General features: G+C 63.6%; 20 protein-coding genes and 1 pseudogene. 16 read left to right on the top strand and 5 right to left on the bottom strand.

The genetic code is table 11. From position 1 onward, the window contains the following. Positions 1-39 precede the first annotated feature (39 nt). From KJQ96_RS25320 to KJQ96_RS25295, 6 genes and pseudogenes are all read left to right on the top strand, one after another. The gene (locus KJQ96_RS25320; protein ID WP_213289126.1) at positions 40-435 is read left to right on the top strand and encodes a RidA family protein; all 396 of its coding nucleotides are present in this window, start codon (positions 40-42) and stop codon (positions 433-435) included. Positions 436-485: 50 nt separating this feature from the next. Then, the gene (locus KJQ96_RS25315; protein WP_213289125.1) at positions 486-1,613 is read left to right on the top strand and encodes a cupin domain-containing protein; all 1,128 of its coding nucleotides are present in this window, start codon (positions 486-488) and stop codon (positions 1,611-1,613) included. A gap of 103 nt (positions 1,614-1,716) precedes the next feature. Next, positions 1,717-2,628 carry a fumarylacetoacetate hydrolase family protein gene (locus KJQ96_RS25310; RefSeq protein ID WP_213289124.1) on the top strand — a complete coding sequence of 304 codons (912 nt, stop codon included), beginning with the start codon at positions 1,717-1,719 and terminating at the stop codon, positions 2,626-2,628. 9 nt (positions 2,629-2,637) lie between these two features. After that, positions 2,638-3,285 (top strand): flavin reductase family protein, encoded by a 648-nt coding sequence (locus tag KJQ96_RS25305; protein ID WP_213289123.1) that lies wholly within the window; start codon positions 2,638-2,640, stop codon positions 3,283-3,285. Between the two features lie 40 nt (positions 3,286-3,325). Further along, positions 3,326-4,418 (top strand): annotated as a pseudogene (locus tag KJQ96_RS25300) (NAD/NADP octopine/nopaline dehydrogenase family protein). Continuing rightward, positions 4,415-5,392, top strand: a complete 978-nt coding sequence (locus KJQ96_RS25295) for a 3-hydroxybutyryl-CoA dehydrogenase (protein ID WP_213289122.1) — start codon at positions 4,415-4,417, stop codon at positions 5,390-5,392. The pseudogene KJQ96_RS25300 and the gene KJQ96_RS25295 overlap by 4 nt, the downstream one beginning before the upstream one ends. 23 nt (positions 5,393-5,415) lie before the next feature. Here the strand turns inward: KJQ96_RS25295 and KJQ96_RS25290 are convergent, their stop codons facing one another. Genes KJQ96_RS25290 through KJQ96_RS25275 form a run of 4 tightly spaced genes read right to left on the bottom strand, consistent with a single transcriptional unit; the run spans position 5,416 to position 10,122 of the window. After that, a complete protein-coding gene (locus KJQ96_RS25290; protein WP_249734492.1) occupies positions 5,416-6,120 on the bottom strand; it encodes an ABC transporter ATP-binding protein in 705 nt (234 codons plus the stop codon). A 5-nt stretch (positions 6,121-6,125) separates the two neighbouring features. Beyond that, a complete protein-coding gene (locus KJQ96_RS25285; protein ID WP_213289120.1) occupies positions 6,126-7,895 on the bottom strand; it encodes an ATP-binding cassette domain-containing protein in 1,770 nt (589 codons plus the stop codon). Then, a complete protein-coding gene (locus KJQ96_RS25280) occupies positions 7,892-8,935 on the bottom strand; it encodes a branched-chain amino acid ABC transporter permease (RefSeq protein ID WP_213289119.1) in 1,044 nt (347 codons plus the stop codon). Before KJQ96_RS25280 ends, KJQ96_RS25285 begins: the two co-directional genes overlap by 4 nt. Positions 8,936-8,973: 38 nt before the next feature. Then, the gene (locus KJQ96_RS25275) at positions 8,974-10,122 is read right to left on the bottom strand and encodes an ABC transporter substrate-binding protein (protein WP_213289118.1); all 1,149 of its coding nucleotides are present in this window, start codon (positions 10,120-10,122) and stop codon (positions 8,974-8,976) included. Positions 10,123-10,261: 139 nt separating this feature from the next. On the opposite strand from KJQ96_RS25275, the gene KJQ96_RS25270 reads away from it, so the two are divergent. The 7 genes from KJQ96_RS25270 (at position 10,262) to KJQ96_RS25235 (ending at position 16,943) form a co-directional block, all read left to right on the top strand. After that, positions 10,262-11,098, top strand: coding sequence for an alpha/beta fold hydrolase (locus KJQ96_RS25270; RefSeq protein ID WP_213289117.1), 837 nt, complete (start codon positions 10,262-10,264; stop codon positions 11,096-11,098). Between the two features lie 80 nt (positions 11,099-11,178). After that, positions 11,179-11,361, top strand: coding sequence for a hypothetical protein (locus KJQ96_RS25265; RefSeq protein WP_213289116.1), 183 nt, complete (start codon positions 11,179-11,181; stop codon positions 11,359-11,361). Positions 11,362-11,591: 230 nt separating this feature from the next. Beyond that, the gene (locus KJQ96_RS25260) at positions 11,592-12,389 is read left to right on the top strand and encodes an aspartate/glutamate racemase family protein (RefSeq protein ID WP_213289115.1); all 798 of its coding nucleotides are present in this window, start codon (positions 11,592-11,594) and stop codon (positions 12,387-12,389) included. A gap of 137 nt (positions 12,390-12,526) precedes the next feature. After that, positions 12,527-13,705 carry a thiolase family protein gene (locus KJQ96_RS25250; RefSeq protein ID WP_213289114.1) on the top strand — a complete coding sequence of 393 codons (1,179 nt, stop codon included), beginning with the start codon at positions 12,527-12,529 and terminating at the stop codon, positions 13,703-13,705. Continuing rightward, positions 13,702-14,943 (top strand): SDR family NAD(P)-dependent oxidoreductase, encoded by a 1,242-nt coding sequence (locus KJQ96_RS25245; RefSeq protein WP_213289113.1) that lies wholly within the window; start codon positions 13,702-13,704, stop codon positions 14,941-14,943. The genes KJQ96_RS25250 and KJQ96_RS25245 overlap by 4 nt, the downstream gene beginning before the upstream one ends. 29 nt (positions 14,944-14,972) lie before the next feature. Further along, a complete protein-coding gene (locus tag KJQ96_RS25240) occupies positions 14,973-15,758 on the top strand; it encodes a cyclase family protein (protein WP_213289112.1) in 786 nt (261 codons plus the stop codon). A gap of 27 nt (positions 15,759-15,785) precedes the next feature. Continuing rightward, positions 15,786-16,943, top strand: a complete 1,158-nt coding sequence (locus KJQ96_RS25235) for an ABC transporter substrate-binding protein (RefSeq protein WP_213289111.1) — start codon at positions 15,786-15,788, stop codon at positions 16,941-16,943. Positions 16,944-16,965: 22 nt separating this feature from the next. Here KJQ96_RS25235 and KJQ96_RS25230 read toward each other — a convergent pair whose 3' ends face one another. Beyond that, entirely contained in the window at positions 16,966-18,588 is a 1,623-nt protein-coding gene (locus KJQ96_RS25230; RefSeq protein WP_213289110.1) for an AMP-binding protein, read from the bottom strand. A gap of 180 nt (positions 18,589-18,768) precedes the next feature. On the opposite strand from KJQ96_RS25230, the gene KJQ96_RS25225 reads away from it, so the two are divergent. The 3 genes from KJQ96_RS25225 (at position 18,769) to pgm (ending at position 22,477) form a co-directional block, all read left to right on the top strand. Beyond that, positions 18,769-20,412 carry an ATP-dependent acyl-CoA ligase gene (locus tag KJQ96_RS25225; protein ID WP_213289109.1) on the top strand — a complete coding sequence of 548 codons (1,644 nt, stop codon included), beginning with the start codon at positions 18,769-18,771 and terminating at the stop codon, positions 20,410-20,412. Positions 20,413-20,493: 81 nt separating this feature from the next. Beyond that, positions 20,494-20,769 (top strand): DUF3551 domain-containing protein, encoded by a 276-nt coding sequence (locus KJQ96_RS25220; protein WP_249734483.1) that lies wholly within the window; start codon positions 20,494-20,496, stop codon positions 20,767-20,769. Between the two features lie 67 nt (positions 20,770-20,836). Continuing rightward, positions 20,837-22,477, top strand: a complete 1,641-nt coding sequence (pgm, locus tag KJQ96_RS25215) for a phosphoglucomutase (alpha-D-glucose-1,6-bisphosphate-dependent) (RefSeq protein ID WP_213289108.1) — start codon at positions 20,837-20,839, stop codon at positions 22,475-22,477. Positions 22,478-22,710 lie beyond the last annotated feature (233 nt).

Raw genomic sequence — 22,710 nt, 5'->3', positions numbered from 1 at the left:
ACGGCCGTTCAGTCGCGTCCTGCGCTACGGGAGTATGAAATGTTCGAAGTCTTGCAACCACCCGGTTGGGCCAAGCCGAGGGGGTACGCGAACGGCATCGCCGCTCGCGGCAGGATGATCTTCGTCGCCGGCCAGATCGGCTGGAACGAGCACTGCAAGTTCGAGTCCGATGATCTGGTGGATCAGATCGGCCAGACCCTGAAGAACATCGATGCGGTCTTGCGCGCCGGTGGTGCTACGCCCGGGCACGTGGTGTCGATGACCTGGTTCCTGCTCGATCGCAAGGAGTATTCGGCGCGCCTGAAGGAAATCGGCGTAGCCTATCGCGGTGTCATGGGCCGGCACTTTCCGGCCATGACCGCGCTGCAGGTATCGGGGTTGGTCGAGGATCGTGCCAAGGTAGAAATCCAGGCGATTGCAATGACACCTGATTAGATGATTGACACCGCGACGCCGGAAGCGGCGCCAACTCACAGGAGGGCGACATGGCAACGAAAGCGCGTGAAAACCATCGGGAAGATGTGGCGGGGCGGGCCAATGTCGAAGACACCCCTGAATTGCTCGCCTATTATGACGAACTCGAACGCCTGGAGACGGGCGCACTCTGGACGGTCGCCAACAAGATCGAGCCGTGGCAGCCCAAATCGTCCTCCGTTCCGGTGCTGTGGCGCTATGAGGACCTCCGCGCGCACGTGCTGCGTTCCGTTGAGCTGGTGTCACCCGAAAAGGCCGGGCGCCGCGTCATCTATCTGAACAATCCCGGACGTCGCGAGCACGCCGCCGCGGTGGGCTGGCTCTATTCCGGCCTGCAGGTGATGCATCCGGGCGAGGTCGCATCCGCCCACGCCCACTCGGCCTCCGCGCTCCGCTTCATTATGGAAGGCGAGGGCGCCTATACCATCGTCGATGGTCACAAGATGACGCTCGGTACCAACGACTTTGTGCTGACGCCGAACGGCACCTGGCACGAGCATGGCGTCTCCAGCGACGGCACGCCATGCATCTGGCAGGACGGCCTCGACATTCCCCTCGTCAACACGCTCGAAGCCAACTTCTATGTGGTTCACCCCGACCTGCAACAGAGCGTCGGTTATCCCGTCGACGACATGACGCACACCTGGGGCAATCCCGGCCTGCGCCCGGCGGGCGCCGAATGGTCCAAGGGATATTCGCCGCTACTGAAATATGAGTGGGGTCCGACCTACGAGGCGCTGCAGCGTTACGCCAAAGCCACCGACGGCTCGCCATATGACGGCGTTCTCATGAACTACGTCAACCCGGTGACCGGCGGTCCGGTGATGCAGACCATCGGCGCGTCGATGCAGATGCTGCGGCCGGGCGAAAGCACGCGCGCGCATCGTCACACCGGCAGCTTCATCTATCAGGTCGCGAAGGGCCGCGGCCACTCGATCATCGACGGCAAGCGCTTCGACTGGAAGGAGCGGGACATCTTCTGCGTTCCGTCCTGGGCCTGGCATGAACATGTGAACGCCTCCACCAGTGAGGACGCCTGCCTCTTCACCTTCAACGACCTGCCGGTCATGCACGCGCTCGGGCTCTATCGCGAGGAAGCTTTTGGCGACAATGGCGGCCGCCAGCCGCTCGTATCCTAGAGCTTCGGTTCTGATCAGAACCGAAGCTCTAGACTTCTGTTTGACGCGTTTTCTTCACGCGAACCGGTATCCAGTTCGCTTGAAAACGCTATAGGAGAGCATCGTGCGTCTTGTTACCTATCGCGGCAATGTTGAGGCTGCCGCCCGTCTCGGCGCCGTCGTTGACGATCTCGTCCTGGATGTCGCCAAGGCTGGCCAGGATGCCGGCGTCTGCCTTCCGTCGTCGATGCTCGATTTCATCGATTTGGGGCCGCCCGCTTTGGCGGCGCTCAAGAACATACTGAACGAAGGCGGGGATAACTGGCCGGTCGGCGCTGCATTTCCGCTTGCAAATGTCCGGCTGCTGGCGCCGATACCGCGTCCCCGAAAAAACATTTTCGGCATCGGTCTCAATTACGTCGAGCACGTCGCGGAATCCTCGCGCGCCCTCGACACCGCCAAGGACCTGCCCAAGCAGCCGATCATCTTTTCGAAGCCGCCGACCAGCGTCATCGGGCCGGACGAAGCGATTCAGCACAACAAGGCGATCACGCAGCAACTCGACTGGGAAGTCGAGCTTGCGGTTGTGATGGGGCGAACCGCGCGGCGCGTGTCGGAAGCCGAAGCGCTCGGCTTCGTGTTCGGCTACAGCGTGATGATCGACGTCAGCGCCCGCGACAATCGCCGCGCCGACCAGTGGATCTACTCCAAGGGGCAGGACACCTATGCGCCGTTCGGGCCGTGCATCGTCACGGCGGACGAAATCACCGATCCGCATGCACTCGATCTCTGGCTGACGGTGAACGGCGTCGAGAAGCAGCGATCCAACACCCGCCACATGCTGTTCAAGGTGCCGCTCCTGATCGCCGACATTTCGGCCGCGATGACGTTGGAGCCGGGAGACATCATCGCGACGGGCACGCCCGAGGGCGTCGGCGCCGGCCGCTCTCCGCAGGAATGGCTGTGGCCTGGCGATGTGGTGGAAGCCGAAGTAACGGGCATCGGCCGGCTGCGTCATCCGGTGGTCGCGATCTGAGAGGCTGGCATGATCTTCGATATGGAGGCGCTGGAAGCGCAGAACCGTTACAAAATATTGACGGCCACGGTGACGCCGCGGCCGATCGCCTGGATCACCACGCTCTCCGCGAGCGGCGTGATCAATGCCGCGCCGTTCAGCTTCTTCAATGTGATGGGCCACGAGCCGCCGACCGTCGCGATCGGGTTGCTGGCAGGCTCGCAGCGATTCAAGGACACGGCGGCGAATATCCTCGATACCGGAGAATTCGTCGTCAATCTCGTCGCCGAGCGCAACGCCGAGGCCATGAACATTACCTGCATCGATGCGCCGCCCGAGATCGATGAACTGGCGCTGGCCGGACTGACCCCGGCGGCCTCGCAGGCGGTGCGCCCGCCGCGCATCGCGGAATCGCCGGTGTCATTCGAGTGCCGGGTACTCACGTCGCTGGTGACAGGGCCGCGACAAACGGCCGTGATCGGTCGTATCGTTCGCGCCCATATCGACGATGCGTTAATTCTGGATAAGGAGCGCTGCCACATCGACACGCAGGCGCTGCGACTGATCGCGCGCATGCACGGCAGCGGCTGGTATGCGCGCTCCACCGACTTGTTTCAGATCGATCGGCCGAGCTGGGCGACGTGGCAGGAAAAGAACGTCAAGGCAGAGCCTGCGTGACAGGATTGCCGATACGCGTGGCGACGAAGCGGAGGACATCTTGAAGATCGCAGTGTTGGGTGGAGGAAACGGTTCGTTCGCGGCTGCCGGCGACCTCGCGTTGGCCGGTCACGAAATCCGGCTGTGGCGACGGAATCCCGGAGATGTCGACGCACACCGTGCGCAGGGCGGTACGATCACGGTCATCGATCGATCGGGCCGCCGTGAAATCCGGCTGGCTGTGATTACGTCTTCGATCGCGGAAGCGATCGACGCTGCCGATCTCATCCTTTGTCCGGCACCGGCTTTTGCGCAACCGGCGATCGCGAATCTGGCCGCACCGCATTTGCGCGACGGCCAGGTCGTGTTCCTGCCGCCCGGCACATTTGGCTCCTACATCTTCGCCCGTGCCGCCCGCGATGCGGGCAACCGCGCGGAGATTGCAACGGCGGAGACCGGGACCTTGCCGTGGCTGGCGCGCAAGCACGGCCCTTATGCGGTCCGCATCTCGGGCAGGGGCGCTCGATTGCCAACCGGTGTGTTTCCGCAGCGCCTTGCCCCGCACGCGCTTGATGTGATCGAGCGCGCGTTTCCGAATGCCATCGAACCGTGCGGCGATGCGCTCTCGGCGGCGCTGATGAATGCCGGCCCGATCATTCATCCGCCGCTGATCACCATGAACGCCGGTCCGATCGAACATTTCGACAAATGGGATATTCACAAGGAAGGAACGCAGCCGGCCATACGCCGCGTCACGGACGCGCTCGATGCCGAGCGCATCGCCATTCGCGAGGCGCTTGGTTATGGAAAGCCGCATTTTCCCCTGGCCGATCACTATTCACGGCATGGTGAGCCCTGGATGTATGCGCGCGACGCGCACGAGCAGCTCACTGATTCCGGCGATTGGTCCGAACGACTCATTCTTGTCGAGCACCGCTACATGCTGGAGGATCTGCGTCTCGGCCTGTCGTTCCTCGCATCGGTCGCTGGTCTTGCAGGCGTGCACACGGCGCTGGTCAAAGGCGTTCCTCGCGATCGGTTCCGCCATTACCGGTGAGGATTTCGCGGTGACGGGCCGGAGCCTGTCCTCGCTCGGCCTCGGCGATCTCGACCGGGCCGCGTTGCAAGATCATCTCGCCGAGGGCTTCCGATGAAACCGGTTATCGGATGCCTCGGCGCTGGACGAATGGGCCGCGGCATCGCCGTCGTGTTCGCTTTCGCCGGTCATCAGGTTATCGTCATCGATTTCAAGGAACGGGAGGCGTCGGCCTTCGAGACGCTAGCGGCCGAAGCCAAGGCCGAAATCCGTTCGGCGCTTGAGATCCTCTCGCGCATTGATCTGCTCCCGCCTGAGCTTGTGCCAACGATTGCCGAACGGATCACAATCGTATCTCGGCAGGAGGCGGCTGCGACGTTGCCGCGCTGCGACGTCATTTTCGAGGGGATGCCGGAGATCCTTGAGTTGAAGCAGGCGGCGCTGGCGGAAGCCTCGCGGCTGGCGGGCGAGGGTCCGATCATCGCCTCGACCACCTCGACGATCCTGGTCGACGACCTCGCCGGATCGATCGAACATCCCGGCCGCTTCCTCAATGCGCACTGGCTCAATCCCGCCTACCTCGTGCCGCTGATCGAACTGTCTCCTGGACGGCTCACCGCGCCGGAGACGACAGCGCGGATGAAAGCGCTGCTCGAAGGCATCGGCAAGGTGCCGGTGGTCTGCGCGGCGCGGCCGGGCTTCATCGTTCCGCGAATCCAGGCGCTGGCAATGAATGAAGCTGCCCGGATGGTGGAGGAGGGCGTCGCCTCCGCGGAAGATATCGACAAGGCCGTAATCTACGGTTTTGGATTCCGCTTCGCGGTGCTGGGCCTGCTGGAGTTCATCGATTGGGGCGGCGGCGACATCCTGCATCATGCGAGCCGCTATCTGGTCGAGGCGCTCGGCGACAGCCGTTATGCGGCACCGGCGATTATCGAGACCAATATGCGCGAGGGCCGCATCGGCATGAAGACCGGGCAAGGATTCATGAACTACAAAGGCGTTGACCAAGCCGCCTATCGCGAGCAGCGGCTGGCGGCCTTTGCTTCGGCGCTGCGGGCCATGGGACTGGCGCGCGAACCCGTCGCCTGAAGCGAGCGCTACGCGCCATCGCTTCAGTGGCCGCCGAGATAGGCCGCGATCAGCTTCGGGTCGTGAATCAGAGTATCCGCCGGCCCGGATTGGATGATCTCGCCGGTTTCCAGCACATAGCCGTAATCCGCGGTCTCAAGCGCTGCGCGGGCGTTCTGCTCGACGAGCAGGACCGACACGCCGAGGCTCCGCAGCGAGGCGATGGTGCGGAAGATTTCCCGGACGATGAGCGGCGCAAGGCCGAGGCTGGGTTCGTCGAGCACCAGGAGCTTCGGCTTCGCCATCAGCGCACGGCCCAGCGCCAGCATTTGCCGCTCGCCGCCCGAGAGCGTGCCGGCGGCTTGCTTGCTGCGCTCCTTCAGCCGCGGAAAGCGGTCGAACACATCGTCGAGGCTTTTGCGCGTCGTCGAGCGATCGCGCAGGCTGTAGGTGCCGAGCAACAGATTGTCGGCGACCGACAGATCGGCGAACAGCTCGCGTTTCTCGGGAACTAGGCAGAGACCACGTTCGACACGTCCTTCGACATCGATCCGCGCAAGATCGTGGCCTTGAAAGACCATTCGTCCGGTGGACTTCAGCAGACCGATGGCGGCCATCAGCAGCGTCGTTTTGCCGGCGCCGTTCGGGCCGATCACGGTCACGATCTGCCCTTGCTCGACGGAAAGCGAGACGTTCCGCACCGCCTCCACTTTGCCGTAGGCGACCGACACATTCTCGATCGAGAACATCTGTGTCACGCGACACCTCCAAGATAGGCTTCCTGGACGCGGGCGTCACTGCGTATCGCCGCCGGTTCGCCTTCGCAGAGTTTGGAGCCGAAATCGAGCACGACGATGCGGTCGACCAGCGACATCACGAACTCCATGTCGTGCTCGACGAGGAGCATCGTCAGATGGTCGGCGCGAAGCGACCGCAGCAGTTCGGCCAATTTTAGCTTTTCCTGGCGGCGTAGGCCGGCCGCCGGCTCGTCGAGAACGAGCAGTGTCGGGTCGGCTGCGAGCGCGCGGGCGATCTCGAGCACGCGCTGATTTCCGAGCGGCAAGTTGCCGGCTAGCTCGAACGGCTTGTCGCCGAGCCCGACGCGTTCGAGCTGCTGCAACGCCTCGTAGCGTGCGCTGGCCTCTTCCGCCTGATTGAGGCGGAGCGCGCCAGCGAGCAGGCCGGTCCTGGTGCGCGCATAGGTGCCGAGCAGCACGTTGTCGAGCAGCGTCATGCGCGGACGCAGCTTGACGTGCTGGAAGGTGCGGGAGATGCCGGAGCGAGCGATGTGAAATTGCTGGTCGTGGGTGATGGAGCGTCCAGCAAACGCGATCTCGCCGCTATTCGCGCGCAGCGCCCCCGTGAGCAGGTTGAACATCGTGGTCTTGCCGGCGCCATTCGGCCCGATCAGCCCGAGGATCTCGCCGGACCTCACTTCGAAGCTGACATTGTTGACGGCGACGAGGCCGCCAAACCGCCGCTGCGCGCCGCTCACTTTAAGAAGAAGCGTGCCGGGCGCTGGCTGCTCGCGGCGCGGCAGTGGGCTAGCCGGTTGCGGACGGGACTGCTTTAGTTCCGGCAGAAAACCCGCGAGGAAAGGCACGATGCCTTGCCGGGCCCGCTGCAGGAACAGGATGAACAGCGCGGAGAACGCCACGATCTCGAGCTGGCCAGAGGCGCCCTTCGCAATCAGCGGCAGGTAGTCTTGCACGGCATTCTTCAGGAGCGTGACGATCGCAGCACCAACCACACCGCCAAGAATGCTGCCGGCGCCGCCGACCATCGCCATCATCAGATATTCAATGCCCATGATGGCTTCGAACGGTCCAGGACTGACGAAACGGCCGAGATGGGCATAAAGCCAGCCGGACAGCGCGCCGAGGAACGCGGCGATCACGAATGTCGCCAGCTTGATCTGGAAGGCGCTAATGCCGAGGCTTTCGACCAGCGTATTACCGCCGCGCAGCGCGCGCATCGCGCGGCCTATGCGGGAGTCGAGAAGGTTGTAGCAGAGGAGAAGGACTGCGACGACGATCGCCCAGATCAAGAAATAGATCTGCCGGCTCTCCACCAGCGCGAACGGGCCGATCGAGATCGGCGGAATGCCCGAGATGCCATTATGTTGGCCGAGCCCCTGGATGTTGCCGAACAGGAACGCGATCGCCAGCCCCCACGCGACAGTGCTGAGCGACAGGAAGTGGCCGCCCAGGCGCAGCGTCACGAAGCCCAGGATTGCCGCGATGCTGCAGGTCAGAATGACAGCCAGCACCAGTCCGAGCCAGGGCGAATAGCCGTTCAGCGCTGTGACCCATGCCGTCGCATAAGCAGCGACGCCGACGAAAGCGGCCTGCCCGAACGAGACGATGCCGCCGACGCCGGTCAATAGCGCCAAGCCGATGGCTGCAAGCGAGTAGATGCCGATATAGTTCAGCAAGGTGATGCTGAACGGATTGAGCACAAAGGGTGCCGCCACGAGGCAGGCGATCGCCGCGGCAATGATGAGACGAATCTGCTGCGGCGTCATTCCTCGACTTCCTCCTCGGAATGTTGCGAGGCGAGCGAGCGCCAGAGCAGAACTGGAATCAGTAACGAGAAGACGATGACGTCCTTCAGGGTGCTGCTCTGGAACGAGGCGAAGCTTTCGAGAAGGCCGACGCCGAACGCGCCGAGCGCAGCCCCCGGATAGCTCGTCATGCCGCCCACGATGGCGCCGACAAAGGCCTTCAGGCCGAGCAGGAATCCGGAGTCATAGAAGATCGTGTTGACCGGCGCGATGAGGATGCCGGAGACGCCCGCCATCAGTGATCCCAGCAGGTAAGCGATGGTCCCGGCACGCGCGGGTCTAATGCCCATCAGCCGGGCGCCGGTCCGGTTCAGGGCGGTCGCGCGCAGCGCCTTGCCGATCAGCGTGAAGTCGAAGAACAGAAACAGCAGGCCGCTGAACACCAGCGCGGCCGTGAGGATCAGCACTGTCTGTCCGGAGACGTGCACGCCAGCGATCTCCATCGCCATCGACGTCAGCGGCTCGGTCCGGACGCCTTCGGGGCCGAAGAACAGCAGGCCAAGTCCGACCAGCGCGAAGTGGAGCGCGACCGAGACGGTCAGCAAAAGGAGAACAGAGGCATCCGCGATCGGGCGAAACACGATCCGGTCCAAGAGCGGCGAGATCGGCAGGATCAAGAGCAGCGCCAGCACGATCCGGACCGGCATCGGCGGAGCAAAGCGCATTGTCAGCCAGACGGTCCCGACGACGATCAGGGGTAACACGAGATAGAAGAGGACGGCCTTTGGCACCGTGCGAAGCTCGCCGGCGCGCGCCAGCGAGACGACTTCCATCGCGCAGGCCATGCACGCCAACACGACAACCAATCCGACTGTTCCGGGAAGCTGCTTGGCATCCAATGCGGCCAGCGTCAGCGCCGTGAAAGCTGCGATGTCGCCGAACGGAATGAAGATCACCCGCGTCACGGTGAAGATCAGCACGGTTCCGATCGCCACCAGGGCGTAGACCGCCCCGGTGGCTATTCCGTCGATCGCAAGGATCGCTGCGATGTCTGCCGTCATGCCCTCAATCGTCCTTCCGTGTCACGCATCGGCATCGCTCAGGGCTGGTAGGTCCAGGCGCCGTTGACCAGGCGAACGATCACCAGCGCGCGCTCGTCCACGCCGTGATAGGCACCGGGCTTGAAGTTGTAGACCGCGTGCACGCCCGAGAGCTCCTTGGTGTTGAGGATCTCGTCGCGCAGGGCTTTGCGGAATTCGACGGTGCCGGGTTTAGCGGTCTTCAGCGCGCGCGCCGCGGCTGACGTGAAGATCATCCAGCCGTCGAACGAATAGGCCGAGAAGCCGTCCGTGCTCGGGAGATTGTTGGCCTTCTGGTAGGCGGCGCGGAATTCGAGCGCGAGCTTCTTGGCGAAATGGCTGTCCGGAAGCTGCTCGGCCACGATGACCGGACCGGCCGAGACCTGAATGCCTTCCGCAGCCTTGCCGCCGACGCGCACGAAATCGGGATTGACCAGCGCGACCGTGCCGTAGGTCTTGCCTTTGAAGCCACGTTCCCCGAGCGCGAGCAGCGGCAGCGCGCCCTGCGTGCCCGATCCGCCGATCAGCACGGCATCCGGACGCACGGCAAGAACTTTAAGGATCTGGCCGGTGACCGACGTATCGACGCGCGCATAGCGCTCGTTGGTCAGCACCTTGATGCCTTCGTCGGCTTCCACCGCCTTGGCGCCGTTGTAGACAAGATCGCCCCAGGCATCGGAAAAGCCGATATAGCCGATGTTCTTCATCGCGTCGCGCTTCATGCGATCGGCGACGACCTTGACCAGCAGCGAAGCGGGTTGCGGAACGGAAATACCCCATTGGTCTGCCGGATTCGGCTGTCCTATCACCGGAGAGACGGCGATCATCGGCACCTTCAGTTCGGTCGCAACTGCCATCATGGCGATGGTCGATGGAGCGGTTGCGGTGCCGATCAGGAGGTCGACCTTCTCTTCCTCGATCAGCTTGCGCGCGTTGCGGGTTGCAGCGGAAGGATCGGAGCCGTCGTCGAGCTGGATCAGCTTGATCTTCTCGCCGTTGACCTCGTTCTTGTACTCCATGGCAGCCTGGATGCCGCGCCCGTATGGGATGCCGATTGAGGAGCCGGGCCCGCTGAGCGACGTCACGAAGCCGATCGTCATGTCGGCCTGTGCGGTCGATGCCGCAACGAGGCCGCCGATGAGGGCAGTCAAACTCAACATCTTGCGCATTGCATTCCCCTTGGTTGAAAACAGCCGCGACCTGAGCGAGATGTCAGCATGGATCGGGTCGGACCAGCACGATCGATGCCGTGATTGCCGCCGAAACCCGGCGCGGGTCCGTTCCCCGCCTCCGGATGGGAGTTATGAAATGAGCGTCAGCAAAGTCGGTTCCAATCTCGAGCGCCGCTTCGTCACGACGCGTCTTGGCCGCATCCATGTCGCTATGGCCGGAACCGGGTTTCCCATTCTTCTGCTGCATCAGACGCCGCGCTCGTGGGACGAATACTGTGATGTGCTGCCGCTGCTCGGCCGCGATTTCCGCGCGATCGCAATGGATACGCTGGGCTTCGGAGATTCCGATCGGCCTGCCGCTGATCCTTCGATTGAACTGTGGGCCGAAGGGGCGTTCGCGCTGCTCGATGCGCTGGAAGAGCCGCGGGCCGCGATCGTCGGTCATCACACCGGCGCGGTGATCGCGGTCGAAATGGCCGCCTCGGCGCCTGCGCGGGTGAGCGCACTGGTGCTCTCGGCCTGTCCTTTCGTCGATGCGGCGCGCCGGGCCAGGCATGACGGCATGCGTGTGATCGACGAGGTCGAGGCGCGTCCCGACGGCTCCCATCTCACCGAGCTCTGGGCGCGTCGGCAGCCGTTCTATCCCGCTGATGATATCGATTTGCTGCAGAGCTTCATGATCGATGCGTTGCGGGCTGGCGAGATGGCGGCGGAAGGTCATCGGGTGGTGAATCGCTATCGGATGGAGGATCGTCTGGGAAGCATCCAGTGTCCCACGCTGGTTATTGCTCCGACAGCCGATCCTCACGTTCATCCCGTGGCTCCAAGAGTTGCTGGAGCTATCGAGGGTAGTACCTTGTGCGAGCTCTCAGGAGGCATGGTGCCGCTTCCCGATCAGATGCCGGAGGCCTTCGCCGGCCTGGTCCGCGACTTCGTCGCCGCCGAGATGGCCAAGGGCGGGAACGGCACCTGAAGCGCCGATTCCAACCGCGGCGGATGCGAACCCGTCTGCAATACCTGTTGTTCCGAGGTCGATAATCTCAGCCACGATTGATGACCTTTATCAACGCAACTACCAATGCGGCGCATGCCCGCACAGGCGTGGATGCCCGTAATTGTTTAAAGCCTAAAGTATTTATTCGCCGAACGTCAATACGCCAGCTTCGTGGCTTTGCGGAAAAGTTTGCGGCGGCGCGTGCAAGCGCGAAAGCTGAATTCACGCGTGCAAAAGCGTGAGGCGCTCTCTGCCTGTCCTTTCGGCAACTCGATCTCGTCGCGCGCAGATATCGTCGGAAAGCCGTTCAATTGACGCGAAAATTATTTTGTGGTTGAAATATTTCAGTCGATGGAATGGTGCTGAGCTATCGTGTGCCTTCACATCGATGGCTTGTGCAGATCGTCAGTCTCCTCAGATACGTGGTTTGAGGATCGATCGGCACGCGTCGCCTCTGAACGGGATATCCGCTGTGCGCATCTTCTGGCAGAGCTTCGTCGACCAGGCTACGAGCGCGCCCTACATGGCGCGGCTTGCGGCCTATCTGAATGAGATCGCGGCACCCGGCACCAGCGTCCACGTCGAGGGCATCACGCCCGCCGATCGCGACTTCGGCCGCCTCAGCGAATTCCGTTGCGCGATCCAGGCGGTCGACAACGGACTCGCAGCGCAGGAAAACAGCTTCGACGCCTATGTCATGGGCCACTTCCAGGATCCGGGATTGTACGAACTGCGTTCGGCGCTGACGATCCCGGTGGTCGGCGCCGGCGAGGCCACGCTGCTCGCGGCGTCGCAGCTTGGCCGTCGGCTCGGCCTTGTCACGCTCGATGCCGCCTTCGAGGTCTGGCATTACGAGCAGGCCGATCGTTACGGGCTTTCCGGCCGCGTGGTGCATGTTACCGGCATGGGCTGTCGTCCTGAAGATTTCAGCGCCGCGTTTGCGGGCGATGCGGCGGCGAAGGCACGCATGCTGAGCGACTTTGCAGCCTGCGCGCAGCCGCTGGTCGATCGCGGCGCCGACGTCATCATTCCGGCCGGCGTGTTGCCCGGTCTCCTGATTGCGAGCGAGCGTGGCTTCAAGATCGACCATGCGCCAGTGGTGAACTGTGCGGCGGTCGCGCTGAAGAGCGCCGAGATGTGGGTGCAGTTGCAGCGTCTCAACGGCACCGAGCCGAGCCGCGGGCCGAGTTTTGCGTTGGCCAATGACCGTGCCCGCCGGGATTTCCGCGCCACCGTGGCTCGCACGCCCCACAAACCGAACAGCGCTTGAGGACAAGACATGCTGCAGCCCGACAAGATCTTGTATGAAGCCGAGGTGACGGCGACCGGCGGGCGCGACGGCAAGGCGGCAAGCGACGACGTCAAATTGACCGTACTCTGAACGGCTCACAGGAATCCGGCGGTCCGATGCAGAGCTCCATCCGAACACCTTACAATCGGGTCGTGATGGCAGTTCCGGTGACGATCCCGTACGTGCGCTACTCGATCGAGAGCGCGCAGTGGTGGATCGGCCGCGCACTGAAGGCGCTGGTCGATGGCGCCGGAATCACGCCGCGCGACATCGACGGCTTCTGTGTTTCGAGTTTCACGGCGGGGCTCGACAGCGGGATCGGGCTTACCCAGCATTTCGGCCTCTGCGTGCGATGGATCGACACCATTCCGCTGGGCGGTGCGAGCGCCATCGCTGCGCTGCGCCGCGCGGCGCGAGCGGTGCAGGCGGGCGACGCGCGCATCGTGGCCTGCGTGGCTGGAGATACCAACCACGTCGATTCCTTCCGCTACACACTCGAAAACTTCTCGCGCTTCAACCAGGATGCCGTCTATCCCTATGGCGCCGGCGGCGCCAATGCGAGCTTTGCACTGATCGCGCGCAACTACATGCGAACGTTCGGCGCCAAGCGCGAGGATTTCGGCAAGATCGCCGTCGCCCAGCGCAGCAATGCGCTCCGCAATCCCAACGCGCTGATGAAGGCGCCGCTGACCATGGAGCAATACATGTCGGCGCGACCGATCGCCGATCCGATCCATCTGTTCGATTGCGTGATGCCCTGCGCGGGCGCCGAGGCTTTCCTGGTGATGGGCGAGGATGTCGCCGCATCGCTGAATTTGCCTGCGGCCAAAATTCTCGCCACGATCGAGCGCCACAATGCGTTCGGCGACGACCCCGTTCAGGTGCGGGGCGGATGGGCTGTTGATGTCGATGAGCTCTACGCGATGGCGGGCATCAAGCCGGATGATCTCGATTTCGTCGAGACCTACGACGATTATCCGGTGATCTCGATGATGCAGTTCGAGGACCTCGGCTTCTGCCGAAAGGGGGAGGGACCGGACTTCGTTCGGCAGCACGATCTCACGATCGACGGCAGCTTCCCGCACAACACCTCCGGCGGTCAGCTCTCGGTCGGGCAGGCCGGCGCGGGCGGCGCCTATCTCGGCGTGGTCGAGGCGCTGCGCCAGGTTCTCGGGCAGGCCGGTCCGACGCAGGTTAGGGATGCACGCGTCGGGTTGGCTTCGGGTTTTGGAATGATCAACTATGATCGCGGCCTTGCTTCGGGCGCGGCGATCCTCGCGGGGCCAGACGCATGATCGAACCGATCCAAAAGCCGCGCCGGAAGGATCCTTTACAGCGGACGCGGCTGCCGACGTCGCCGCCACGCGCACGCAGCCGTGCCTCGCACGGCTTTACGCGGGCCGCTGCCGAGGGGCACTTCATGCTGCAGCGCTGCGGAGCCTGCGGAACGTTCGGCTATCCGGCGCGTGATGCATGCCCTGCATGCCTTTCCCCCGATCTCGCCTTCACGGATGCGCCGCGGCGAGGGACGCTTTTGTCCGAAACGACGCTGCATGTCCCGGCGGACGTGCACTTCCGCGAGCGCGCGCCATGGCGCATCGGCCTGGTTGCGATGGAGTGCGGGCCAACCCTCGTGACGCACCTGCACGCCGATTGCGAAGAGGGCGGGCTGGTCGTGATGTCGTTCCAACTGGACAAGAGCGGACAGGCCGTGGCCTTCGCGCACCCCGAACGTGAGACTCCCAACATGACGGACGACAGGCAGTGGCGTGAGATGACCGCCGATCCAAAATTCCGGCGCGTTCTGGTGACCAACGGGCGCAGCATCGTCGGTCAGGAAGCGGTGGCTGCGTTGAAGACAGCCGGCGCGTCGATCGTGTTCGTCGGCGTCGCCGAGCCGTGGAAGCCGTTCCGCGGCGAGGATGCGTTGCGCGCCATGGCGGGCGTCGAGATCGTGCCGCTCGATATTGGCGACGAGAAGTCGGTCGCAGATCTGGCGGCCGATATTGGCGGCAAGATCGATATCCTCGTCAACACCACCGAACATGTTCGCGCCGGCGGGCTGCTCGATCGGCAAGGCACCAGCGTCGTGCGCGACGAGATCGACCAGAGCTATCTCGGCTTCGTGCATCTGGCGCAGGCGTTCGGACCGGCGATGCGGATGCGCGGCTCGGATGGCGTCAACAGCGCTGCCGCCTGGGTCAATATCCTGTCGGTCTATGCGCTGGCGAACTGGCCGGTGTTTGGCGCCTATTCGGCGTCGCAGGCCGCCTGTCTGTCGCTGTCGCACTGCCTGCGGGCGGAGCTTCGGCCCGGCGGCGTCAAGGTGGTGAACGTGTTCACGGGTCCGCTCGATATCGAATGGTTCCAGACGGTGCCGCCGCCGAAGGTGGCGCCACGCGCGGTGGCGGGTGCGATCGTGTCAGCGCTCAAGCGCGGGCTTGAAGAGGTGTTCGTGGGCGACGTCGCCGAAGACATTCGTCAGCGCCTGGCCGCCAACCCCAAGGCGGTCGAGCGAGAGCTGGGGGCATAGCCAGGCTTGTTGAGAACGGGAGAAGCGCAATGGACAGCAACAGTCTCATGCAATTTGCCGGCGCGGTTGCATCCGGCGAGGTGCGCGTCGTCGATCTGACGTTTACGCTCAGCCCGGACTTTCCCGTCATCGTGCTGCCGCCGGAATTTGGTCAGGCCGCGCCGGTCCGCATCCAGCAGATTTCGCGCTACGACGCGAACGGCCCTGCCTGGTACTGGAACAATCTCACCTTCGGCGAGCACACCGGCACCCATTTCGATGCGCCGATCCACTGGTTCACCGGCAAGGACCTGCCAAACAACGCGGTCGACACGCTGCCGGTGCGCGACATGATCGCGCCGGCCTGCGTGATCGATTGCTCGGCGCAGGCCGCAAAGGATGCGGATTTCCTTTTGACGATACCGTTCGTGGAAGCCTGGGAAAAAAGCCACGGGCGGATTCCGGAACGGCACTGGGTGCTGCTGCGCACCGACTGGTCGAAGAAAGGGTGGCGCGATTACGCCAATCTGAAGGACGACGGCGCCCACACGCCCGGACCGAACGCCGCCGTGATGCGCTGGCTCGTCGAGGAGCGCGGCGTCATCGGCTTTGGCACCGAGACGATCGGCACCGATGCCGGTCAGGCCGGGCATCTCGATCCTCCGTATCCGGCGCATCATTTCCTTCACGGCGGCGGACGCTACGGCCTGCAGTGCCTGTGCAATCTCGATCAGCTTCCGCCGACCGGCGCGGTGATCGTGGCCGCGCCGCTCAAAATCCAGAATGGCTCCGGCAGTCCGTTGCGCGTGCTTGCGTTGATACCTGGGCAGGGCTGAACCTTTTCATCGACATCGAGTGACATCATGAACAAGAAAAAGACTTTGTTGATCGGCGCTGCGCTCTTGCTCGCCGCCGTGGCGCCGGCGCATGCCGACATCCTCGTCGGTTTTGTTACCGGCCTGAGCGGACCGGTGTCCTCGATCGGCGTGCCGAACGCCAAAGGATTGGCCGCAGGCCAGGCCTATGTCGGCGAGATCGACGGTGAAAAAGTCCGCGTCATCCAGCTCGATGACGGCTCGGATCCGGCCGCCTCGACGCGCAACGCGCGTAAGCTGGTCGAGCAGGAGAAGGTTGATTTCCTGATCGGCACGTCAGGCGCGCCGCAGACGCTGGCGATGGCGACCGCCGCCGTCGAGATGAAAGTGCCGATGATAGCGGTCTCGCCGATCGCGCCAGTGTCGGCCGGGGAGGGCGGGCCGTGGGTGGTGCAAACCCCGCAGCCGACGCCGCTGCTCGTCCAAGGCATCGTCGATCACATGAAGAGCCGCAAGGTGAAGAGCGTGGCCTTCATCGGCTTCTCCGACGCCTTTGGCGACCTGATGTATAATTCGCTGCTGCAAAGCGCTGAGAAGGCCGACATCAAGGTGATCGCCAACGAACGCTATGCGCGCTCCGACAGCTCGGTCACTGCGCAGGTGCTGCGTGCAGTTTCCTTGCGGCCCGAGGCGATCATGCTGGGCGGCACTGGAACGCCCGGCGCGCTGCCCGTGATCGCGCTATCCGAGCGTGGTTACAAGGGGCCGCTCTACGGCAATCACGGCATGATCAGCGCGGATTTTCTGCGGCTTGCCGGCAAATCGGCCGAGGGCATCATCTGCCCGACCGGGCCGGTGACGGCGGGCGAACAGCTTCCCGAGAGCAATCCTATCCGCAAGGTCGCGCTCGCATTCCGCGCGGCCTATGAGAAAGCTAATGGCGAGGCGCCGGCCGATGCTTTTTCGCCCTATGCCTTCGATGGCTGGCTGGTGTTCATGGATGCCGCCAAACGTGCCAAGGCGACCGGCGCGACGCCCGGAACGCCGGCGTTCCGTAACGCGTTACGCGAAGCCTTGTTCGCGACCAAGGATGTCGTCGGTGCGCACGGCATCTACACCTATACGCCGGCCGACCGCCACGGCGTCGATAGCCGCGCCCGGATACTGGTCCAGATCGAAAACGGGAAATACAAGCTGCTGCCGTAGTAGCCGGATCGGCACCCGCGGCTCAGACGTGGCGTAGCTTCGCCTTCAGCGCGCGCATGTCGATCGCGCGATTGGCGCTGACGGCGGCAGCCGCCAACGTCTTGATCTCGCCCCGGGCGAGCTTGCGCGTTGACGACAGCGGCAGCTCGTCGAGGATGGCGACGTAGCCGGGCACCTTGTGATAGGCGAGGCGCTCGGCGCAGGTTTCGACGATCGAAGCCGCCAGTGCGGTAGCATCGTCGATCTCCACATTCGGCACAATGAAAGCAAAGACCTCTTCGCCGCGGATGTCGTCGGGAACGGGTGTCACCGCGCAGCCGCCGATGCGCGCATCCATGTAAAGCGCGCTTTCGACCTCGAGCACGCCGATGTTCTCACCGCTGCGCCGCACGATGGTCTTCTTGCGATCGAAGAAATACAGAAGTCCGTCCTCGTCGGCGAAAACCAGATCGCCCGTGTGGAACCAGCCGTCCTGCCACGCCGCTTCGGTGGCTTCCTCGTCTTTCAGGTATCCGCTGAAGAACCCAGCCCGGGCATTGTCGCCCTTTGCGCGGACCAGCAATTCGCCGGGCTTTCCAGGCGCGACATCGGAGCCCTGATCGTCAACGAGGCGATACTCCATATCTGATGATGGCCGGCCGACGCAGCGCGCGCCAAACCCCGCGGCCTCACGGGCGGTGGTCGTCGCCGCCGCACCCCCCGTCTCGGTCATGGCCCAGGCCTCGACGATCGGGATGTGGTAGCGCTCCTCGAAGGTGGCGCGGTGGCGGACATCGACGCCGGGCGCGAAGGCGAAGCGCACGCGATGCTGCCGTTCCACTTCAGTAACAGGCAGTTGCAGCAGAATGGCCGGGATGACGCCCAGACAATGCACCACGGTGGCGCCACTATCAGCCACGCACTGCCACCAGCGATTGGCGTGGAAGCGGTCGAGCGGTACCACTGCGCCGCCGAGCACCATCATGCCGACAGCGCTGCAGCCGAGCGCGTTCATGTGAAACATCGGCAGCGGCGTCAGGTTGATCTCGCGGTCTGGCTGTAGCTCTGCCACGCCGCCTTGCGCGAGGTACCAGTCGGCGACCTGCAAAAAATAGCGGTTCGAGAGCATACAGCCCTTTGGCTTGCCGGTGCTGCCTGAGGTGAACAGCAGTGCGCATTCATCATTGAACTCGGGGTTTTGGGCGCTGACGTTCGTCTGGCACGGCGGGATGCGGCTATCGGTGTCGATGAGGCGGGCGCGGCCAAGCGCCGCATCTTTCGTCACATGGATGCGATCGAGCGTTGCCACGAGCAGGTCGGCCTCGGACAGCTCAAGCTGGAAGGATAGTTCATCGGAGCGGACGTCGGGGTTGATCGGAACGATCGAAACCCCGAGCGCATTGAGCGCGAGCCAATGGAGAAAGAAGACCGGACGATTTTCGAGCAGCAAGGCGACCCGCGCACCGCGTCCGTAGCCGGCGGCCGCGTATTCAGCACGCAGGCGCTCGACCTCGGACCTAAAGACGCCGTATTCGATCTTGAAACCTTCCGGAGCGTAGGGCAGTTGCGCACTTGCGGGCGCCAGCAGGAATGGCGCGTCCGGCCGCCTTGCAGCCGTGGCGGCGAAAGCATCGGATGGCGATCGATACGGAATGTTGAGACTCATTGCGGGCGTCGCTCCCGTTCATTTCCTGCCGCCGGACGCAGAGTCCGCACGCAGCGCTTGCTGCAGCGGTCCTCGTCGAATACTTTAAGCCTAAACTATATTGCTGGCCAATAGCGATCTATCGCAGACCTGCCCGGCGAAACTTGGAAGTGGCCTTGGAGTTGGGCCTTGGAGGTGCGTATGCAGGCAGGTGATGGTGGCGCGGCCGGGCAGCGGCGGGGTGGGTCGATCTGGCCGCAGGCGGTTGAGCGTTTTACGCCGGCGGATCGAATTCTCTCGACCATTTTGACACGGCAAGCCGCGCGGTACCGTGACCGCACGCTGTTTGTCTTTGGCGAAACGCGATGGAGCTATGCTGAAACGGCTGCAATCGCCGCTGCGTCGGCCGCCCGCCTGATGCAGGCCGGAATTCGCGCCGGCGATCGCGTCGCGCTGATGTGCTCGAATCGACCGGAATTCCTGGAAATCTATCTCGGCTGCGCCTGGATGGGCGCCGTCACGGTGCCGATCAACACAGCACTGCGCGGCATCCAGCTCGGCCACATCCTGCGCAACGCCACGCCGAAGCTGCTGGTGATCGAGTCGTGCTTTGTGCCTGCCATCAACACGCTGGAAAGCGACGTCGCGCCGCCGGATACTGTCTGGACAATCGACGAAGGTGTCGCGTCTCAACTCGCGCCCGGATCGATCTCGCCGCTGGCGACGCTCGGCGACGGAACGCCGCCCGCGCCGGTACAGCCGGGCGACACGGTCGCGATCCTCTATACGTCGGGTACCACAGGTCCTTCCAAGGGAGTTTGCTGCCCGCAGGCGCAGATGTTCTGGTGGGGCGTCTATTCGGCGCGTGCGCTGGACATTCGCGAAGGCGACGTCCTGTTCACGACGCTGCCGCTGTTCCACACCAACGCACTGAACGCGTTCTATCAGGCGCTCCTCAACGGCTGCACCTACGTGCTCGAGCCGAAATTCTCCGCCTCCGGTTTTTGGGCCGCGGCGCGCCGACATCAGGCAACGGTCGGTTACCTCCTCGGCGCGATGGCCGTGATGTTGCTGGCACAGCCCTCGTCAGCGAACGACACCGCGCATTTCGTGCGTGTAGCGCTCGGTGGCGGCGTGCCCGGCCAATTTCACGGTCCGTTCCTCGAGCGTTTTGGCGTGCCGCTGCTCGACGGTTACGGGTCGACCGAGACGAATTTCGTGTTCGCGGGCACGATCCCGTCCGATCGCCCCGGCACCATGGGCTATCTCGTCGAAGGCGTGGAGGCTTGTATCGTCAACTCCGAGGACGAATCCCTGCCTGACGGCGAGGCCGGCGAGCTGTTGTTACGCGCGCGCGAACCGCTCGCGTTTGCGACGGGATATTTCGCAATGCCCGACAAGACGGCCGAAGCCTGGCGGAATGGGTGGTTTCGCACCGGTGACCGGGTCGTACGCGACGCGGACGGCCACTATCGCTTCGTCGACCGAATGAAAGATTCGATCCGCCGGCGCGGCGAGAATGTTTCGTCCTGGGAGGTGGAGCAGGTGCTGCTCAAGCATCAGGCGATCGCCGCCTGCGCGATCTATCCGCTGCCGTCCGAACTCGGCGAGGACGAGGTGGCGGCAGCCGTCCAGCTTGAACCTGGCCAGGCGCTTGATCCTGTCGAGATCATCAGCCATTGCGAAGGCAAGATGGCCTATTTCGCGATTCCGCGCTTTGTCCGGATCGTCACCGAGATGCCGTTGACCGAGAACGGCAAGATACGCAAGGTCGTGCTGCGCGAGGCTGGGATGACTCCGGACACCTGGGACCGCGATGCCGCCGGATACAAATTGCGTCGTTAAGATCAGGCGCGGCCTTGGTGCGTCGCTTGCTTCACGGCGTTCTTCAGATCGGTTGCCCCGAAGGAGCTCCCAATTCGCGTATTGGCTTGCACGATTCTGACGCTTGGAGCGGTCTTGGCGCCCGCGCTCGCATGCGCCCAGACCTATGATCCAAACTACCCGGTTTGCCTGCAAACCTACTCCATCGGTGGGGGCCATATCGACTGCAGCTTCGCATCGCTGGGGCAGTGTGCCGCGTCCGCTTCGGGCCGCGCGGCCCAATGTTTGAACAATCCGTACTTTGCGCAAGGCGTCAGGAAACCGCCCCGGCAGCGCGGCGTTTACCGAAGGTGGCATCGGCATGCGTCGCAGACGTGACGCCCGATTTTGCCCTAGCCAACGCTTGCACCTATAATCCGGCGAAACCACCATTCCGTGAGGTCATGTGACTGCCCCCAATCCCGCTGCCGGCAAACCGGTCGATTCCGCCTCCCTCGTCAACGTACCGCGGTTGATCACGGCCTATTTTGCGTCGAAGCCGGATCCGTCCGATCCCACCCAGCGCGTTGCGTTTGGCACCTCGGGCCATCGCGGGACGTCGTTGAAGAACTCGTTCAATGAAAATCACATCCTGGCAACGACGCAGGCGATCTGCGATCATCGCCGCGAGACGGGACTGACCGGTCCGCTGTTCATCGGCATCGATACCCATGCGCTGGCCGAGCCGGCGCTTGCGAGCGCGGTAGAGGTGTTTGCCGCCAACGGCGTCAACATCATGGTTGACGAGCGCGGCGGCTATACGCCGACGCCCGTCATCTCGCATGCAATCCTGAGCTACAACAAGGGACGAGCGAGTGGACTTGCCGATGGCGTTGTCATCACGCCGTCGCACAATCCGCCAGAGGATGGCGGGTACAAATATAACCCGCCGCATGGCGGCCCGGCCGATACCGACGTAACGGGCAAGGTTGAGAAGGCTGCCAATACCTACATCGAAGCCGACATGAAGGGCGTTGCGCGGATGCCGTATGAGCGTGCCCGCAAGGCGCCATCGACGCATCTGCACGACTACATCCGTCCCTATGTCACCGATCTCGGCAATGCCGTGGACATGGCGCTGATCAAATCATCCGGCGTTAGAATCGGGATCGATCCGCTGGGCGGCGCCGCCGTTCACTACTGGCAGCCGCTGATCGAGCATTACGGGATCAACGCAACTGTCGTGAACGACGCTGTCGACCCGACGTTTCGTTTCATGACGGCGGACTGGGATGGAAAGATCCGGATGGATTGTTCTTCTCCGTTCGCGATGGCAAGCCTGATCCAAATGCGCGATAGATTTGACGTCGCCTTCGCCAACGACACCGATGCCGATCGGCACGGCATCGTGACCCGCACCGGCGGGCTGATGAATCCGAACCATTTTCTCGCGGCAGCGATCGCGTACCTGTTCGCGCATCGGCCGCAATGGGGCAGCGAGGCCGCGATCGGCAAGACCATCGTCTCCAGTTCGATCATCGACCGCGTCGCGAAAAAGCTGAACCGCAAGCTGGTCGAAACCCCGGTCGGTTTCAAATGGTTTGTCGATGGCCTTGGCACCGGCGGCTTCGGATTCGCGGGCGAGGAAAGCGCCGGCGCATCGTTCCTCAAGCGCGATGGCTCGGTCTGGACGACCGACAAAGACGGCATGGTGATGGGGCTGCTCGCCGCCGAAATCATCGGCCGCACCGGCCGCGATCCGAGCCAGCAGTTTGCGGCCCTGACCGCCGAACTCGGCGTGTCCTTCTATGAGCGGATCGACGTGCCGGCGACGCCCAAACAGAAGAGCGCGCTAAAGGCGCTCGGGCCGGAGCAACTCAACATGCAACAGCTTGCCGGTGAACCGGTCAGCGCGATTCGGACCCGGGCGCCGGGTAACGATCAATCGTTCGGTGGTATCAAGGTGGAGTCCGAGGCAGGATGGTTCGCCGCGCGGCCATCGGGCACCGAAGACGTCTACAAGATCTATGCCGAGAGTTTTCGGGACCAGAATCACCTGAAGACGATTCAGCAGGATGCCCAGCAGGCCATCGCAAAGGCTTTCTGACTGCCCGCGCCGTGAGGCGGTGGGTACGGGTAAATGCCGGACTGCCGCCGAACGGCGGCAGAATGTTGGATATTGCGCCCGGCCGCCCAAGGCCGCACCAGTTCGGCACAGCCTGGAACCTGGCAACGGAATTTCAGGCACACCGTTGCGTTTGCGATCACGCTGAAATCACGAGAGCCCACGCAGTGTTACGGTCGGGAGTTAGCTGCCAGAAAGCCGTACCGAACGGGCGG

The organism is Bradyrhizobium sp. sGM-13, assembly GCF_018398875.1.
Lineage (GTDB): Bacteria > Pseudomonadota > Alphaproteobacteria > Rhizobiales > Xanthobacteraceae > Bradyrhizobium.
Note: the sequence above shows the minus strand (reverse complement) of the source record. Positions and strands in the feature narration are given on the sequence as shown.